The 13,558-nt window shown below is 64.7% G+C and carries 18 protein-coding genes and 2 pseudogenes; 15 read left to right on the top strand and 5 right to left on the bottom strand.

Annotated features, from left to right (window positions below; translation table 11 throughout):
• Position 1 precedes the first annotated feature (1 nt).
• Positions 2–841, bottom strand: a complete 840-nt coding sequence (locus tag V7050_RS00880; RefSeq protein WP_324410171.1) for a hexameric tyrosine-coordinated heme protein — start codon at positions 839–841, stop codon at positions 2–4.
• A 12-nt stretch (positions 842–853) separates the two neighbouring features.
• Positions 854–1,261: a group III truncated hemoglobin gene (locus V7050_RS00875; RefSeq protein ID WP_324374203.1), complete on the bottom strand. Its 408-nt coding sequence runs from the start codon at positions 1,259–1,261 to the stop codon at positions 854–856.
• 136 nt (positions 1,262–1,397) lie between these two features.
• On the opposite strand from V7050_RS00875, the gene V7050_RS00870 reads away from it, so the two are divergent.
• The 13 genes and pseudogenes from V7050_RS00870 to V7050_RS00805 all read left to right on the top strand — a co-directional run bounded on the left by V7050_RS00870 (position 1,398) and on the right by V7050_RS00805 (position 10,017).
• On the top strand, positions 1,398–1,814 hold the full coding sequence (locus V7050_RS00870; protein ID WP_324374254.1) for an Rrf2 family transcriptional regulator: 417 nt from the start codon (positions 1,398–1,400) through the stop codon (positions 1,812–1,814).
• 22 nt (positions 1,815–1,836) lie between these two features.
• Positions 1,837–3,471: pseudogene (gene ccoN / locus V7050_RS00865) on the top strand (cytochrome-c oxidase, cbb3-type subunit I).
• A gap of 4 nt (positions 3,472–3,475) precedes the next feature.
• Entirely contained in the window at positions 3,476–4,204 is a 729-nt protein-coding gene (ccoO, locus tag V7050_RS00855) for a cytochrome-c oxidase, cbb3-type subunit II (RefSeq protein ID WP_324374209.1), read from the top strand.
• Positions 4,201–4,368 carry a cbb3-type cytochrome oxidase subunit 3 gene (locus tag V7050_RS00850; protein ID WP_324374210.1) on the top strand — a complete coding sequence of 56 codons (168 nt, stop codon included), beginning with the start codon at positions 4,201–4,203 and terminating at the stop codon, positions 4,366–4,368. Before ccoO ends, V7050_RS00850 begins: the two co-directional genes overlap by 4 nt.
• Positions 4,365–5,273 (top strand): cytochrome-c oxidase, cbb3-type subunit III, encoded by a 909-nt coding sequence (gene ccoP, locus V7050_RS00845; protein WP_324374212.1) that lies wholly within the window; start codon positions 4,365–4,367, stop codon positions 5,271–5,273. Before V7050_RS00850 ends, ccoP begins: the two co-directional genes overlap by 4 nt.
• Positions 5,274–5,442: 169 nt before the next feature.
• Positions 5,443–6,240, top strand: coding sequence for a DUF2189 domain-containing protein (locus V7050_RS00840; RefSeq protein ID WP_324374214.1), 798 nt, complete (start codon positions 5,443–5,445; stop codon positions 6,238–6,240).
• On the top strand, positions 6,237–6,440 hold the full coding sequence (gene ccoS / locus V7050_RS00835) for a cbb3-type cytochrome oxidase assembly protein CcoS (RefSeq protein WP_324374216.1): 204 nt from the start codon (positions 6,237–6,239) through the stop codon (positions 6,438–6,440). Before V7050_RS00840 ends, ccoS begins: the two co-directional genes overlap by 4 nt.
• On the top strand, positions 6,391–6,630 hold the full coding sequence (locus V7050_RS00830; protein ID WP_324374218.1) for a hexameric tyrosine-coordinated heme protein: 240 nt from the start codon (positions 6,391–6,393) through the stop codon (positions 6,628–6,630). The genes ccoS and V7050_RS00830 overlap by 50 nt, the downstream gene beginning before the upstream one ends.
• Complete coding sequence (locus V7050_RS00825) at positions 6,617–6,916, top strand: DUF6522 family protein (protein ID WP_324374220.1); 300 nt, start codon at positions 6,617–6,619, stop codon at positions 6,914–6,916. Before V7050_RS00830 ends, V7050_RS00825 begins: the two co-directional genes overlap by 14 nt.
• Position 6,917: 1 nt before the next feature.
• A complete protein-coding gene (locus V7050_RS00820; RefSeq protein WP_324374222.1) occupies positions 6,918–7,127 on the top strand; it encodes a hypothetical protein in 210 nt (69 codons plus the stop codon).
• A 607-nt stretch (positions 7,128–7,734) separates the two neighbouring features.
• Positions 7,735–8,145, top strand: coding sequence for a nucleoside diphosphate kinase regulator (gene rnk / locus V7050_RS00815; RefSeq protein ID WP_324374224.1), 411 nt, complete (start codon positions 7,735–7,737; stop codon positions 8,143–8,145).
• A 34-nt stretch (positions 8,146–8,179) separates the two neighbouring features.
• Entirely contained in the window at positions 8,180–8,929 is a 750-nt protein-coding gene (locus V7050_RS00810; RefSeq protein WP_324374226.1) for a sulfite exporter TauE/SafE family protein, read from the top strand.
• A gap of 329 nt (positions 8,930–9,258) precedes the next feature.
• Positions 9,259–10,017 carry a GreA/GreB family elongation factor gene (locus V7050_RS00805; protein ID WP_324374228.1) on the top strand — a complete coding sequence of 253 codons (759 nt, stop codon included), beginning with the start codon at positions 9,259–9,261 and terminating at the stop codon, positions 10,015–10,017.
• A gap of 538 nt (positions 10,018–10,555) precedes the next feature.
• Here V7050_RS00805 and V7050_RS00800 read toward each other — a convergent pair.
• Positions 10,556–10,756: pseudogene (locus V7050_RS00800) on the bottom strand (creatininase); the annotation flags it as partial.
• Positions 10,757–10,762: 6 nt separating this feature from the next.
• Here V7050_RS00800 and V7050_RS00795 point away from each other — a divergent pair.
• Entirely contained in the window at positions 10,763–11,203 is a 441-nt protein-coding gene (locus V7050_RS00795; protein ID WP_442885365.1) for a zinc ribbon domain-containing protein, read from the top strand.
• On the top strand, positions 11,200–11,574 hold the full coding sequence (locus V7050_RS00790) for a hypothetical protein (protein ID WP_324374230.1): 375 nt from the start codon (positions 11,200–11,202) through the stop codon (positions 11,572–11,574). Before V7050_RS00795 ends, V7050_RS00790 begins: the two co-directional genes overlap by 4 nt.
• A gap of 107 nt (positions 11,575–11,681) precedes the next feature.
• Here the strand turns inward: V7050_RS00790 and V7050_RS00785 are convergent, their stop codons facing one another.
• Together V7050_RS00785 and V7050_RS00780 are read right to left on the bottom strand one after the other, a co-directional pair.
• Positions 11,682–12,758, bottom strand: coding sequence for an Ldh family oxidoreductase (locus V7050_RS00785; protein WP_324374232.1), 1,077 nt, complete (start codon positions 12,756–12,758; stop codon positions 11,682–11,684).
• Positions 12,758–13,558, bottom strand: an 801-nt coding sequence (locus V7050_RS00780; RefSeq protein WP_324410169.1) for a proline racemase family protein, incomplete at its 5' end; no start/stop codon positions are given. The genes V7050_RS00780 and V7050_RS00785, both read right to left, overlap by 1 nt.

Here is a 13,558-nt window from a genome sequence, read left to right as displayed (position 1 = left end):
GCTATTCGCGCCAGTAGTCATTTGCGGCCGCGACCGTCGCGAAGTACTGCGCCACGACGCCGGACACTTCGATCAGGCTTTGCGGATCGTGGGAGTAGTTCGGACGCAGCGCGTGCAGAGCCTCGACATCCGTCTGCGTGGTCGTCACGGCTTTCCGCGCCATCGAGAGGGCGAGGTCGAACCCTTCGGCTGGCGTGTCGGTCATCAGGCTCGGCAGCCAGGACTCGCTGTCTTGGGTCGCGTCCTGGGCGATGGCCGGCCCGGCTGCAAGCGCGGCTGCGCACATGATCATGGCGGAAGTCTTGCGCATGGTTCTGTCTCCTTCTTGGCTGGAGGCCACTCGGGGTTCACCGCGAGAACTCCAGGGCCACCCCTGAACTTTCGGGAACAGCACGTCGTTCTCGAGTCGGATGTGCTCGGTCAGATCGTCGACGAATTCCGCCAGGCCGGCATAGAGCGTAGCCCAGCTGGTGCATGCGCCCTCTGGCGGGGTCATGCCTTGAGTGAGCCGCCGGATCTGATCGACCTCACGTTCGTGACCGTCGTGATCGACACGTATCACCGCGATCGGATGCTCGATGCCGGAACCGCCGCCTTTGCGGATCGCCGGAAAGAGAATCAGCTCTTCCTTCTTCATGTGGACCTCCATCTTGCCGACCATTCCGGCAAGGAGGCCGGAAAGCCCCTTCGGAACGCCATCGTCGTCGCAATGGAGATCTTCGACCATTTCGGCCAACTTGACCAAGCGAGGCAGTTGCTCGCGGTGACGGGCGTGATAGCGCGTCTCGATGTAGCGGGTCAGTTCGGTGACGTCGTAAATGGGGGCCGCTTCGGCCATCATGCTCTCCTCGCTTCAGCACAGGTTGGGAACGGCGTCTGGGCCGGCTCTCGCCTCCTCGACGGCGATGCTCAGCGAGCGGGCGATGCGCTCGGCTCGTTCAATCACGTGCGCGGCGCCGGCGGGCGTGCAGGTTTCCCGGGCCGTCTCGCGGAACAGACCGAGCCACCGTTCGAAATGCGCCCCTCCGACGGGCAGCCGCGCGTGAGCCGGCACCGGCCGACCATGATAGCGCCCCGTCATCAGCGCGACGGAGGACCAGAAAGCCACCATGCGGTCGAGGTGCGGCGCCCAGTCGGAGATCCGCGCCTCAAAGATCGGGCCGAGGACCGCGTCCCGGCGTACCTTGTCGTAGAAACGCTCTACGAGTGAGCGCAGAACCCGCTCGTTGAGACCTGTCTCGGCCATGATGGCCGAGGTCATCTCGGGCCTCGCCGAGGCGATTTGTGGCTTGGCGCTGCGCGGCGTCATCGATTGCTCCGGCATTTCGCTCTTGCAAAACAGCCTATGTCTGCTAATCGGTATTGTAAATACCTATTCAGAGCGAAGCCCGGCGACCATGCGCCTCACTTCCTTCACCGACTACGGCCTGCGCATGCTGATGCGCATGGCGAGCGAGCCAGAGCGCGCCTACTCCTCGGCCGAACTGGCCGAGGAGTTTGCCCTGTCGCGCAATCACCTCGCGAAGATCATGCAGCGGCTCTCACGCGGCGGACTGATCGAGACGCGACGCGGTGGCGGCGGCGGCGCCGTGCTCGCAAAGCCGGCGCGCGAGATCCGCCTCGGCGCGATCGTGCGGCTACTGGAGGAGGGTCAGCCGCTTGTCGAATGCTTCGCGGCCGACGGGGGCGACTGCTCCATAGATGGAAAGTGCCGCCTGAAAGTCCGCCTCCGCTCCGCTGAAGCAGCATTCATGACCGACCTGGACCGCTCGACGCTTGCCGACATTGCCCTGCAACCCGCCCGCGCGGCCTGAACCTGCAAGGCTGGAGAGAGACATGATTGCAAACCTCACGCTCAAAGAAAGACGCATAGGGCTCGGCCTGTCGGGCGTGCTGGCTGTGCTCGGGCTCGCCATGGCGGCGGCGGCGAGGACGGGGCCGATGGCCGTTCATGGCGGCATGGCCCTGATCCTGGGTCTGGTGCTGATCTTCGCCATCGGCGGGGCGCTCTACGATCACCCCGACCAAGGCGAGGGTCGCCTGAGCCGCTACTACGACGCGCCGACGCGGTTCGGCATCGTCATGACGCTGATCTGGGCCGTGATCGGGATGGGCGTGGGCGTGTGGCTCGCCGCGCTGATGTACTGGCCCGAGGCGACGCCACGTTGGCCGGCGACGAGCTTCGGCCGCCTGCGGCCTGTGCACACGTCAGGGGTTATCTTCGGCTTTGGTGGCAACGCACTAATCGCGACCTCGTTCTGGGTGCTGCAGCGTACCTCGCGCGCCCGGCTGGCAGATGCTGTCAGCCCGTGGTTCGTGCTGATCGGCTACAACCTCTTCTGCCTCTGGGCCGTGAGCGGCTACCTCATGGGCGCGACCCAGTCCAAGGAATATGCCGAGCCTGAATGGTACGCAGACGTTTGGCTGACGATCGTCTGGGTGACGTATTTCGTGCTCTACATCCGAACGCTCGCGCGCCGGGCCGAGCCACACATCTACGTCGCCAACTGGTACTACATGGCCTTCATCCTGGTCGTGGCGATGCTGCACATCGTCAACAACCTGGCCCTGCCGGTCAGCTGGACGGTCGCGGAGAGCTTCCCCGTCTGGGCCGGCGTGCAGGACGCGATGATCCAGTGGTGGTACGGGCACAACGCGGTCGCCTTCTTCCTGACGGCCGGGTTCCTGGGGATGCTCTACTACTTCCTACCGGTGCGCGCGCAACGGCCGATTTGGTCCTACCGGCTGTCGATCCTGAGCTTCTGGGGCATCGTGTTCTTCTACATGTGGGCGGGTTCGCACCACCTGCACTACACAGCGTTGCCCTACTGGGTGCAGACGCTGGGCATGACGTTCTCCGTCATGCTGCTGGTGCCCTCATGGGCTTCGGCGGGCAATGCCATCGCCACGCTCAACGGCGCCTGGCACAAGGTGCGCGACGATGCGACGCTGCGTTTCATGTTCGTGGCCGCGGTGTTCTACGGGCTCTCGACATTTGAAGGGTCCTTTCTCGCCATCCGGCCGGTCAACTCGCTGTCGCACTACACCGACTGGACGGTGGGCCACGTCCATTCCGGCACGCTTGGATGGGTTGCGATGATCGTCTTCGGCGCGATCTACTCGCTTGTGCCGAAGTTCTCCGGGCGCGAAGACATGGCCTGGCCCGCCGCGGTGGAGTGGCATTTCTGGCTCGCCGTCGCGGGCACCCTGGTCTATGTCGTCGCGCTCTAGAACGCGGGCATCACGCAGGGCCTGATGTGGCGGGCCTACGACGAGAACGGCGCGCTCAGCTACAGCTTCATCGAATCCGTCGAGGCGATGCTGCCCTACTACGCCGCGCGCACCCTTGGCGGCGCGCTGTTCCTGGCCGGCGCGGTGCTCTGCGCGCTCAACTGCCGTGCCACCATGCGAACCGTGGGCGACCGGGTCGATGAGTCCGACCGTCCGCTCGTGGCACAGCCGGCGGAGTGATGCCATGCTGAAGCTGCACTACAACCTCGAGAAGATCTCCATGGGCCTCGTCGGCGCGATCATTGCCGTGGCCTCGGTGGGCGGGATCGTGGAGATTGCGCCCCTCTTCACCATCGAGCAGACGGTCGAGATCCCCGACGACCTGCGCCCGCACACACCGCTGGAGCTTGCCGGACGAGAGATCTACATCCGCGAGGGCTGCTATGCCTGCCACAGCCAGATGGTGCGCAGCCTCGCCGACGAGATCGACCGCTACGGCCCATATTCGCTGGCCGCGGAAAGTGCGTGGGACCGCCCTATGCTCTGGGGGTCCAAGCGCACCGGGCCGGACCTCGCTCGCGTGGGGGAGAAATACTCGGACGACTGGCACGTCGCGCATCTGATCGACCCACGCAGCGTGATCCCGGTGTCGATCATGCCCGCCTATCCATGGCTGATCAGACCGCTCGACACCGATCTGATCGAAAGCAATCTCGCGACGCTGGCCCGGCTCGGCGTACCCTACGGCGAGGCGATGATCGAAAACGCCATGGCCGACGCCCTTGCGCAGACCCGGCCCGATGGAGACGGCGTCGGCGAGTTGCAGGACCGCTACGGCGAAGACGTCGCCGTGCGCGCCTTCGACGGTGACCCGTCGCGCCTGACCGAGATGGATGCGCTCGTCGCCTATCTGCAATCGCTCGGCACGGTGACCGATGCCGCCGACGGCCTGCTCGCGGAGGACGCGCGATGAGCCACGAGACGCTGGTGCTGATCGCTAAGATCTTCGGGCCGATCTGGATGGGCGGCTTTCTTCTCATCGTGATGTTCCGGGCCTACAGCCCCAGGCGCCGGGCCGAGCAGGAGAGGATCGCGCGGTCGATCCTAATCTCCGATGGCGCGGAGGAGCAGCGATGACGACCGATCCGAAGGCTCTGCCCGAAGCCGATCCGCATACCGGTAACCGCGAGATTGATCCGATCACCGGCTACGACTCGACCGGCCACGAATGGGGCGGGATACGGGAGCTCAACACGCCCTTCCCGAAGGTGGCGCTGATCGCACTGGTGATCACCGTGATCTACTCGATCATTGCCTGGGTGCTGCTGCCCGCCTGGCCGCTCGGGCGCGACTACACGCGCGGGCTTCTCGGGCTCGACCAGAACGAGATGGCGGTCGAGCGCCTCCACCGCGTCGAGACCCGCCGCGAGGCGTGGCTTGCTGCATTCGACGATCCGAACTTCGACTCCACCACGGCGGACGTGACCCTGTTGGCGCGCACTCACGCCGCTGCGGACCGGATCTACCAGGACAACTGCGCCGCCTGCCATGGGGCGGAAGGACACGGCGGCCCCGGCTTCCCCGTGTTGACGGACGATTACTGGCTATGGGGCGGGGATCCCGGAACGATTGCAGAGACGCTCCGGGTCGGCATCAACACGGCCCATCCCGAAGCGCGCTATGCCCAGATGCCGGCCTTCGACTGGATGGACCGGCCAGATCGCCTCGCGCTGGCCGAGTACGTCGCGTCGCTTCCGTCCGGTGCCGCCAACCACGACAGCGCGGCCGCCATCCTCTTTGAGGAGAACTGCGTCGCGTGTCATGGCGAACGGGGGCGGGGCGGGTTAATGAACGGTGCGCCCTCCCTGACCGACGACGCGGTGATCTACGGACAAGACCCAGACAGCGTTGTTGAGACGCTCCGGAACGGACGCCAGGGCCTCATGCCTTACTGGTCAAATCGCCTGAGCGGCGCCGAGATCAACCTTCTGGCCGTCTATGTCTCGAATCTTGGGAATGCGACCGAGGGAGGCGACCCCTGAACGCCACTTCTCAGAAGCGGCTTGCCGTGTTTGCCGCCGTTTTGACCGGAACGGTCGTCGCCGCCGCCAACGCGCATCTGCTGGTGGTCGCCTTCCGCTCACAGCCGTCCTGCGTCGTCGACAATGGTGCTGCCGCGCCTGCAGAACGCGCCTGCTAGGAGGCCCGCCAATGCTTGAACCGCTTCCGACCCTTCGTCCGCCGCAGCGTCCCGCATCCACCTTGGCACGGGGCCTGCCGGCAAGCGCGGCCCTCGACTGGCTGGCTGCCGGATGGCGCGATCTGCGCGCGGCACCGGGGCCGGGCCTAGCCTACGGTGCCCTCCTCCTCGTGATCTCCTACAGCGTGCTGGGTGCGCTCTGGGGCGCTGGGCTGCTCTACCTGGCACTGCCCGCAGTCTCGGGATTCTTGATCGTGGGGCCTTTTCTGGCCATCGGTCTCTACGAACAGAGCCGCCTGCAGGAAGAGGGCGACCGCGCCACGTTCTTGCAGATGCTGCTGACGCGCCCGGCGGCCGGCACGCAGCTGGCCTATGCGGGCCTTCTGCTGGGCCTTCTGGTCCTCTTCTGGCTGCGCGCGGCGGATCTGCTCTATGCGCTGTTCTTCGGACTTGCGCCTCTTCCGCTCGCTGGCGACGCGCTCGCCAATGTTCTGACGACGGCCCCTGGCTGGGCGCTCCTCGTCGTCGGTAGCGCGGTGGGTGGGCTCTTCGCTGCCTTCGCCTTCGCGCTCAGCTTGTTCTCGGTCCCGATGCTGATGATCGAGCGCCGGGACGCTCTTACGGCCATGGGGTTGAGCCTGGCGATGACCCTCCGCAACCTGCAGCCCTGCGTCGCCTGGGGCGCGATCATTACCGCCGGGATGGCGCTTTCGGCCGCCAGCGGGCTGCTGGCTCTCGTCGTCGTCTTCCCGGTGCTCGGCCATGGAACATGGCACGCCTGGCGCGCGATCGGAGCAGACACGGAATGACAGCGTTGCTCGTGCTCATTCCTGTTTCGATCGGCATGGGGGCGATCGGCCTCTGTGCCTTCTTCTGGGCCTTGGACCGGGGCCAGTTCGAGGATCCGGAAGGCAACGCCTGGCGGGTGATCGAGACATCCGAAAAGAAAGGAAAGCCGGATGACCAACTGGCTACCCACACTGAAGATCAGGACGCAGGTAGGCTATGACCTCTCAGTCAAGATGGCACGCGTCGCCGTAAAGATGACGCAGCCCGATGCCGAGGTGCGGGCGAAGTTGCGCTCCGTCTGTTCCAAGGACGTAGCTGCCCTGATCGCATCGAGCCAGGTCGTCGCCACATATTTCGCATGCCTGACGGAAGCCAACGACTATTGGAGGGCGCCGGATGTCAACGATTGAGCGGAACGGAAGTGATTTCGTCGTGTCTGCCGGCCTGCTTGCCAGTGCGTTCGGTCTGAGCGAAGAGGCAGTTCGACAGGGCATGCGGGCGAACAGGATCACGTCGCAGTCGGAGACCGGCGTGGGTGAAGACGAGGGCCGCTGGAGGCTGACCTTCTTTTTTCAGGACCGTGCCGTCCGGTTCATTGTCGATGAGCATGGCCAAGTGCTGAAACGTGTCGGCTTCCCGATCCGCCAAAGAACGGCGCAAGAAACGCGGGCGAAGCCCAAGCTCAGAAGAGAATGACATGCGCGCCGATGTCGCGCCTTTCGAGGTGAGACCCACACGTTCCGGCTTTACGACGCTGGAGGGCCGCATGCGCGCCGCAGTGCCGCACTTCCTTACCGAGCTTGATCGTTCGATCTCGCCGACATCCGCCGCGGCGCCTCGCGATAAGGAGGCTGGAAAAAACCGCGGTTCGATTCTTGTGAAGGAGAAACCAGATGTCGATTGCTGAGCTAATACTGTGGCCGGGAACGAAGGTCTGCCAGTTCTTGGGGGTTGACCCTGAGAGTGATGCGGGACTGATCCGATCAATGTTCAACATGATCGTGTATTTGTCCGTCATACTAGGGTTCATGTGGGCTATCATGGGATGAAGATCCTACGCGCGCAGGGCAGCCTAGCGCGGCCCCCGCCGTGCGAGTGGGTCCAGTGAGGGCACGCCGACGTGGCAGATGACCATGCCACAAACGGAACCGGAGCCGACAAGCCATCCCGCTTCGCTGCCAACGGCCGAGCGCGGCGCTTGTCAATGCTCTCGGCTGGCCTCGTCGACTGATCGGGTCGGGTTTGACATGGAACATTCTCCGCGGTAGCAGGACGGCATCATGTCAATGATCGTACGCCCTAGGTTTCAGCTTGCGGGAGCACGCCTCCTGAACCGCTCGCATCCCCGAGCGGGGTAGGCGTCCGCGCCGATCCCGTCGCTCGGGGCTTCGGTTCCACACGGGTTCCCGGCGGTAATTTTGCTCTTCTCGACGGTCTAACAGTCGGGCTCTGTTCACGGGTTCCCTGGCAGGGGCTGCCTCCCGGCGGCCAGCATCACGATCAGGAGGCAGAAAATGCCAATCAGCAGCACGTCCGCGTGCGCCGCTTCAAGCGCCCCGGAAATCATTCTGGAGCTCACGCAGGCCGACCGTCTCGAAGCGGCGGCAGAGGGGGCAATGCGTCGCTTCCCCGCCATGGCGGCTCGACTGCTCGACGAGATCGCGCGGGCACAATTGGTCCCATTGGCGGACCTGCCTCCGGATGTCGTTGGTCTCGGCAGGGAGGTCACCTATCGTGACGACGTCGCTGGCCGGAAGGAAACAGTAGTTCTGGTGATGCCACGGGAAGCGGATATCGCCCAAGGTCGCGCCTCGGTGCTTACGCCGATCGGGGTTGCCTTGATCGGCCTACGGGTTGGCGCTTCCTTCACGTGGGAGACTCGCGACGGCGAATCCCGTCAGCTGACCGTGACTCGGGTGGAGTAGTCTTCGCCCCTGCGGTCACTTGAAGGATCTCGAAATGCCAGACACGGCGTGGCTTGTCGTTGCCGCCTTGGGTGCAGGTATCCTCAACACCCTGGCGGGGGGCGGAACGTTCCTGACGTTTCCGGCGCTGGTCTTCACGGGCGTTCCGCCGGTGGCGGCAAATGCTACGAGCGCGGTCGCGGTCTTTCCCGGGTATCTCGGAGGCGCGCTCGGCTTCAAACGGGAGTTGCAGACGTTCGATCGGCAAAGCCTCCGGCGACTGGTCGGAATCACAGTCGCCGGCGGCTTGGCCGGATCGATCCTGCTGCTCATCTCTTCCAACGAGGCCTTCTCGATCGTGGTGCCATTCCTGCTGCTCGCAGCAACGCTGGCTTTCCTTCTCGGCGACCGCATCCGAGCCTGGGCGGCGATGCACAGTCGTGCCATCACGCCGTTCGGCTCCGCGGGTCTGTTCGCGACCAGCATCTACGGCGGATACTTCAATGGTGGGCTCGGGATCGTCTTGCTGGCGTTGTTCGCGCTCTGGGGTATGACGAACATCCACACGATGAACGGTCTCAAGAACGGGTTGTCCTTCGCATTGTCGGCTATTTCTGTCGTGACGTTTGCTGCCGCTGGGATCGTCGCCTGGCCACAGGCTACCATCATGATGGCTGCCGCTACGGTGGGCGGCTATTTCGGCGCTCCGATCGCGCGAGCGCTGCCGAAAGGGGTGGTCCAGGGGATTGTCGCCGTAGTCGGGTTCGCGATGAGCCTGATCTTCTTCCTGCGGCTTGTGATATGAGCCCCGGCGCCGGGCCTGGCCTACCTGATCTTTCCTGGCCTCAGCGTTGTGCTTTGACAGAAAAGACGCTCGCCGGTGCCAAATGAGCAACAAAATATCGACAATCTCGAAGAACTCCACAAAAGCTTGAAAATATTCGGAGCCGAAGCTATCTCTCCAATTATGTCGCACTGTGGACGTCATATGTGGATCCCGCGGCTCGCGGGCCCGCTCCTGAACCGCTCGCTTCCCCGAGCGGGATAGAGCGTTTGTGCTCATCCCCGTTCGGGGCTCCTCCACCTTCAACGTCAAATAGAACGGACGACGCAACCGTCGCCCGGGAGGATGTCATGCGCACTTTTGACAACGTCACTTCTCAGATCCACGTATCACGTCCACTCATGCTCGATGCAGGCCATCTGCCACGGCTGAACATGCTTGCGTCCGACCAGCTTCACGGTGCGGCTCGACTCGCCAGCTTCCTGCGCAGGGAAGGGACACGGTTGGTGGTCGTACCGTCACACGAGTTGCCCGACGACGTGGTCAGCATCGGCTCCGACGTGACTTATCGGGACGAGTCCACTTGCCACATTTACTCAGTGACGCTGGTAATGCCGGAGGACGCCGACATGGGCGAGCGTCGCGTCTCGGTGCTCACGCCGGTCGGTACGGCGCTGATCGGACGGGCGGCAGGAGCGGTCGTCGACTGCGAGTTCCCGGCAGGTACTAATCGGTGCCTGAGTATTCTGCGTGTTGCCAGGCATGTGCCTGAGCAGCACGACGTCGCGATCTCTCCGCACGAGCCCAGCGGTCGGATGATGGAAGCGGCACGCGTTATTGGGGATTTTCTGCCCCGCTGCACAGCCTTAGGTAGAACGACCTTCATCCGTCGTGCCGTCGCCGCGGCTTTGCGTCGCCATCATCGTCGCAAAGCTATCGCACAGTTCGAAAGCATGAGCGATCATTTGCTTGATGACATCGGGTTAGCGCGTGGCGACATCCCGCGGGTAGTTGACGCGATGATCGATGGCGAACCCCGCGGCACCTTGGCGCCAACGCCGCTCCAATCGTTCAAGGCACCTCGAGATCAGCTGCGGCGAGCTGCTTGAGGGCTTGTTTAAGCTGGGCTCCCGCCATCGCCGCCGATGGTGGGGTCCATCCCGAAATCCCCGTCTCGGCCTCGTTCCGGCGTATAGGGGCGGACCTTCATGAGGAGGCGAAGAGTGCTTTCAGCAGCAGACTTTCCGGACATCTTTCCTTGGATGGCCGAACGATCCGAACAGGTGCGGGGGCCTTCAACAGCACAATCCATGGCGAACTGCATCGCGAGGTGGGAGGACGACGGCGGGCGAACCTTGCGTTCGTACGATGTGAGACCGCCAGCCAATAGACCGGCACTTCCGCCGCACGTAGCAACAGGTCCGTGGATCTTGCCACTCGCGGCTTGTGCGATACCTGCACTCGCCATTGCCCACTATGGCAATCTTAGCCGCATTTTGCTTCGCGCAATTGAGATGAGGGCACAGTGGCAACGCCATCATTTGCCCGTTGCCTTCGATTGATCGTCGGCGACGATGCTCGTCAGAGATCAATGTTTTGCTTCGGAAGGAGGAGCGCGGCCGCCACTGCGTCCGCGCTCCATCGCTATCACCTGACGACGTTGAAATCCGGTCCGTAGGGGTAGCCGGTGATGTTCTCGTTCCCGTTCTCCTCGATGATCAGGATGTCGTGCTCGCGATAGCCACCGGCGCCCGGGCGACCCTCCGGTATCGTCAACATCGGCTCCATCGAGATCACCATGCCGGGTTCCAGCACGGTGTCGATGTCCTCGCGGAGCTCCAGACCCCGGCGCTGTTGAAAGGGTTGATCTTCGGACCGACCGGTGCGGCGATGTCGCCCACGCACACCCGCAAGGGCAACCGGCTTTACCGCTACTACGTGAGCCAGGACGTGCTGCAGCACGGGCGCGATGCTTGCCCGATTGGGCGTGTCCCAGCAGCGGAGATCGAAGCGGCGGTCGTGAATCAGCTGCGCCGCGTATTCCTGCAGCCGGAGATCGTCATTGGCACGTGGCGCGCGGCGCGGGAGGAGCAGAACGACGTGACCGAGGAGGAGGCGCGGGAAGCACTCAGGCAGCTCGACCCGATTTGGGAGGAGCTGTTCCCCGTCGAGCAGACGCGGATCGTACAGCTCCTGGTCGAGCGGGTGGACGTGCATGAAGAGGGCGTCGACGTCCGGTTCCGCATGAACGGCATCGGTGCGCTAGCCCGGGAAACCGCGAGGAGGGCCGCATGACTGACGACGATCGCACGCTAACGGTGCGCATCCCGCTGGTGTTCAAGAAGCACGGCGGACGGAAGACAGTGATCTCGCCGGACGGTCACGTCTGGCAGCCGTTGGAGCCGCTTGTCGACCGCGCTCTGGTTAGGGCGCTGGCCAGGGGGTTTCGCTGGCAGAAATTACTCGACGATGGAGTGCACGCGACCCTCAATGACCTGGCGAAGGCCGAGCATGTGAGCCAGTCCTACGTGAGCAAGGTGCTGCGGCTTACTTTGCTGGCGCCGAGCAGTGTCGAGGCGATCCTCGATGGTCGGCAACCGTCCGCCCTGAAGCTTGATGATCTTCTGGAGGGGTTTCCGGCGGAGTGGAGCCAGCAGAGCCAATAGTTGGTAGGGATGTCTCATATCACGCGATGATGAGAGGGAAACCAGGCGCGTCGCAAGGCACCCAACTGGTCGCCAATGCGGATGCGAAACTCGCTCGGCGGCGCAGCTCAAGCGCTGAAGTCGTCTCTGACTGGGCTCTGACTCGATCCGGCATCTTGAGCCAATAGTGCGTCCAGCTTCGCAATCTCGGCTTCAGCCAGCCAGATACCTTCGGACTGACACCGTGCACGTGCCGCGAAGCGGCGCTGTGACGGCAGGCGGGCGCCCTGTCCGACAATTGCATCGAAGAGGATTTCGGCGCGAGCGAAAGGGTCGCCAGACCGCCCCCCGACGAAGACCTCGGGAGCGAACGCGATCAGGAGTTCACCATGGACCGGGGCGAGCGTCGTGGTGCCGATCCGGTCGAGGCAGTCGCGGCTGGTGAGATCGCCGATCAGCACGGCACCGAGGAGCTCGATCATCGTGCCCATGGCCGAGCCCTTGTGCCCGCCGAATGGGAGCATCGCGCCGGCAAGCGCCCTCTCGGGGTCGGTCGTGGGGCGACCCTCGGAGTCGAGCGCCCAGCCTTCGGGGAGCGGCTCGCCAGCGCGGCGGTGGAGCTCGATCTCGCCACGGGCGGCCGCCGAGGTGGCGAAGTCGAAGACATAGGGGTCGCGTCCGGGGCGCGGCCAGCCGAAGGCGAATGGATTGGTGCCGAGAAGCGGCATGGTGCCGCCGGCCGGTGCAACCGTGGCGTAGCTTGGACACAATGCGATTGCTGCGAGCTCGCGCTCGGTCAGCATCTCGACCTCGGGCCAGAGTGCCGAGAGGTGGGCGCAGTCGTTGACGACCAGGGCGGCGATGCCGACCGAGCGGGCGCGTTCGGCGAGAAACGGGATCCCGAGCTCGAGCGCAGCAGGAGCGAAGCCGAAGCCCGCGTTGACCCGCACAACGGCGTAGCCGTCGTCGGGCAGCAGCACCGGTTCGACGTGCGGGTCGACGGTGCCGGCGCGCGCCGAGGCGAGCATGCCATCGAGCCGATAGAGGCCGTGCGACTTGCAGCCGTCGCGTTCGCCGGCCGCTACCACGCGCGCGAGCGCCGCCGCCTGAACCGCGCCAAAACCTGCGGAGACGAGGATCTCGCAAACCCGCTCTTCGAGCGCCGCCATGGAGATTGTCGCTCCGTCTGTATTGTTCTCGGCCATCAGCGTGCTCCCCAGGTGTCGGTCAGGCGGTAGCCGCCGGGCCAGGGATCGGACGGGTCGAGCAGGTGCTGGTGGATGCCGGTGATCCAGCCCCGGCCGGAGATCTCGGGCAGAACCGCATCGGTGTCGCCGACCTTCGCCGTCCCGAGGATGCGGCCCGTAAAGGTTGAGCCGATCAGCGACACGGCGGTCAGCCGGTCGTCGAGCCCCATCTCGCCGCGGGCGTGCAGCACCGCCATCCGCGCCGAAAGGGCGGTGCCGGTCGGGGAGCGGTCGACCTTGCCCGGCTGGATTGCCACCGCCGCCCCGGCGCGGAGGCCCGCGGGTGTGCGGGTGACCGGGCCGGCGAAGAGGCAAAAGGAGATGTGCTTCCAGTCCGGGTTCGTCGGGTGCGTGAAGCGGAGGATTGCGTTGGCGGCGTTCGTGATCCTGACTCCGAGCCGGGCGATGTCGTGCGCCTCGTCTGCGTTCAGGGCGAAGCCAAGGGCGGCCGCGTCAACGATGACGAAGCTATCGCCGCCATAGGCGGTGTCGACGGTCAGCGTACCGAGCCCTTCAACTTCGAGCGGCACCCCGAGGCGATCGGCGAAGCTCGGCAGGTTCTGGACGAAGATGCGCTCGGCCTTGCCGTCCCGGCATTCGGCGCGAACCCGGACGATGCCGCCGGGCGCTTCCAGCGTTATGTGCGTCTCGGGCTCCGTCATCGGCAGGATGCCGGCGTCGAGCAGCACGGTCGAGACGCAAATCGAGTTCGAGCCCGACATCGGCGGCGTGTCCTCGGGCTCCATGATGATGAAGGC

Source organism: Amaricoccus sp. (genome assembly GCF_036846665.1).
GTDB lineage: Bacteria > Pseudomonadota > Alphaproteobacteria > Rhodobacterales > Rhodobacteraceae > Amaricoccus.
Note: the sequence above shows the minus strand (reverse complement) of the source record. Positions and strands in the feature narration are given on the sequence as shown.

Coding starts and splice junctions, on each gene's coding strand:
- rnk (WP_324374224.1), top strand. CDS start 7,735: ATGCCAATCAGCAGCACGTCCGCGTGCGCCGCTTCAAGCGCCCCGGAA.
- V7050_RS00805 (WP_324374228.1), top strand. CDS start 9,259: ATGCGCACTTTTGACAACGTCACTTCTCAGATCCACGTATCACGTCCA.
- V7050_RS00810 (WP_324374226.1), top strand. CDS start 8,180: ATGCCAGACACGGCGTGGCTTGTCGTTGCCGCCTTGGGTGCAGGTATC.
- V7050_RS00840 (WP_324374214.1), top strand. CDS start 5,443: ATGCTTGAACCGCTTCCGACCCTTCGTCCGCCGCAGCGTCCCGCATCC.
- V7050_RS00830 (WP_324374218.1), top strand. CDS start 6,391: ATGACCAACTGGCTACCCACACTGAAGATCAGGACGCAGGTAGGCTAT.
- V7050_RS00850 (WP_324374210.1), top strand. CDS start 4,201: ATGAGCCACGAGACGCTGGTGCTGATCGCTAAGATCTTCGGGCCGATC.
- ccoP (WP_324374212.1), top strand. CDS start 4,365: ATGACGACCGATCCGAAGGCTCTGCCCGAAGCCGATCCGCATACCGGT.
- V7050_RS00870 (WP_324374254.1), top strand. CDS start 1,398: ATGCGCCTCACTTCCTTCACCGACTACGGCCTGCGCATGCTGATGCGC.
- V7050_RS00785 (WP_324374232.1), bottom strand. CDS start 12,758: ATGGCCGAGAACAATACAGACGGAGCGACAATCTCCATGGCGGCGCTC.
- V7050_RS00825 (WP_324374220.1), top strand. CDS start 6,617: ATGTCAACGATTGAGCGGAACGGAAGTGATTTCGTCGTGTCTGCCGGC.
- ccoS (WP_324374216.1), top strand. CDS start 6,237: ATGACAGCGTTGCTCGTGCTCATTCCTGTTTCGATCGGCATGGGGGCG.
- V7050_RS00880 (WP_324410171.1), bottom strand. CDS start 841: ATGATGGCCGAAGCGGCCCCCATTTACGACGTCACCGAACTGACCCGC.
- V7050_RS00820 (WP_324374222.1), top strand. CDS start 6,918: ATGCGCGCCGATGTCGCGCCTTTCGAGGTGAGACCCACACGTTCCGGC.
- ccoO (WP_324374209.1), top strand. CDS start 3,476: ATGCTGAAGCTGCACTACAACCTCGAGAAGATCTCCATGGGCCTCGTC.
- V7050_RS00875 (WP_324374203.1), bottom strand. CDS start 1,261: ATGACCTCGGCCATCATGGCCGAGACAGGTCTCAACGAGCGGGTTCTG.
- V7050_RS00790 (WP_324374230.1), top strand. CDS start 11,200: ATGACTGACGACGATCGCACGCTAACGGTGCGCATCCCGCTGGTGTTC.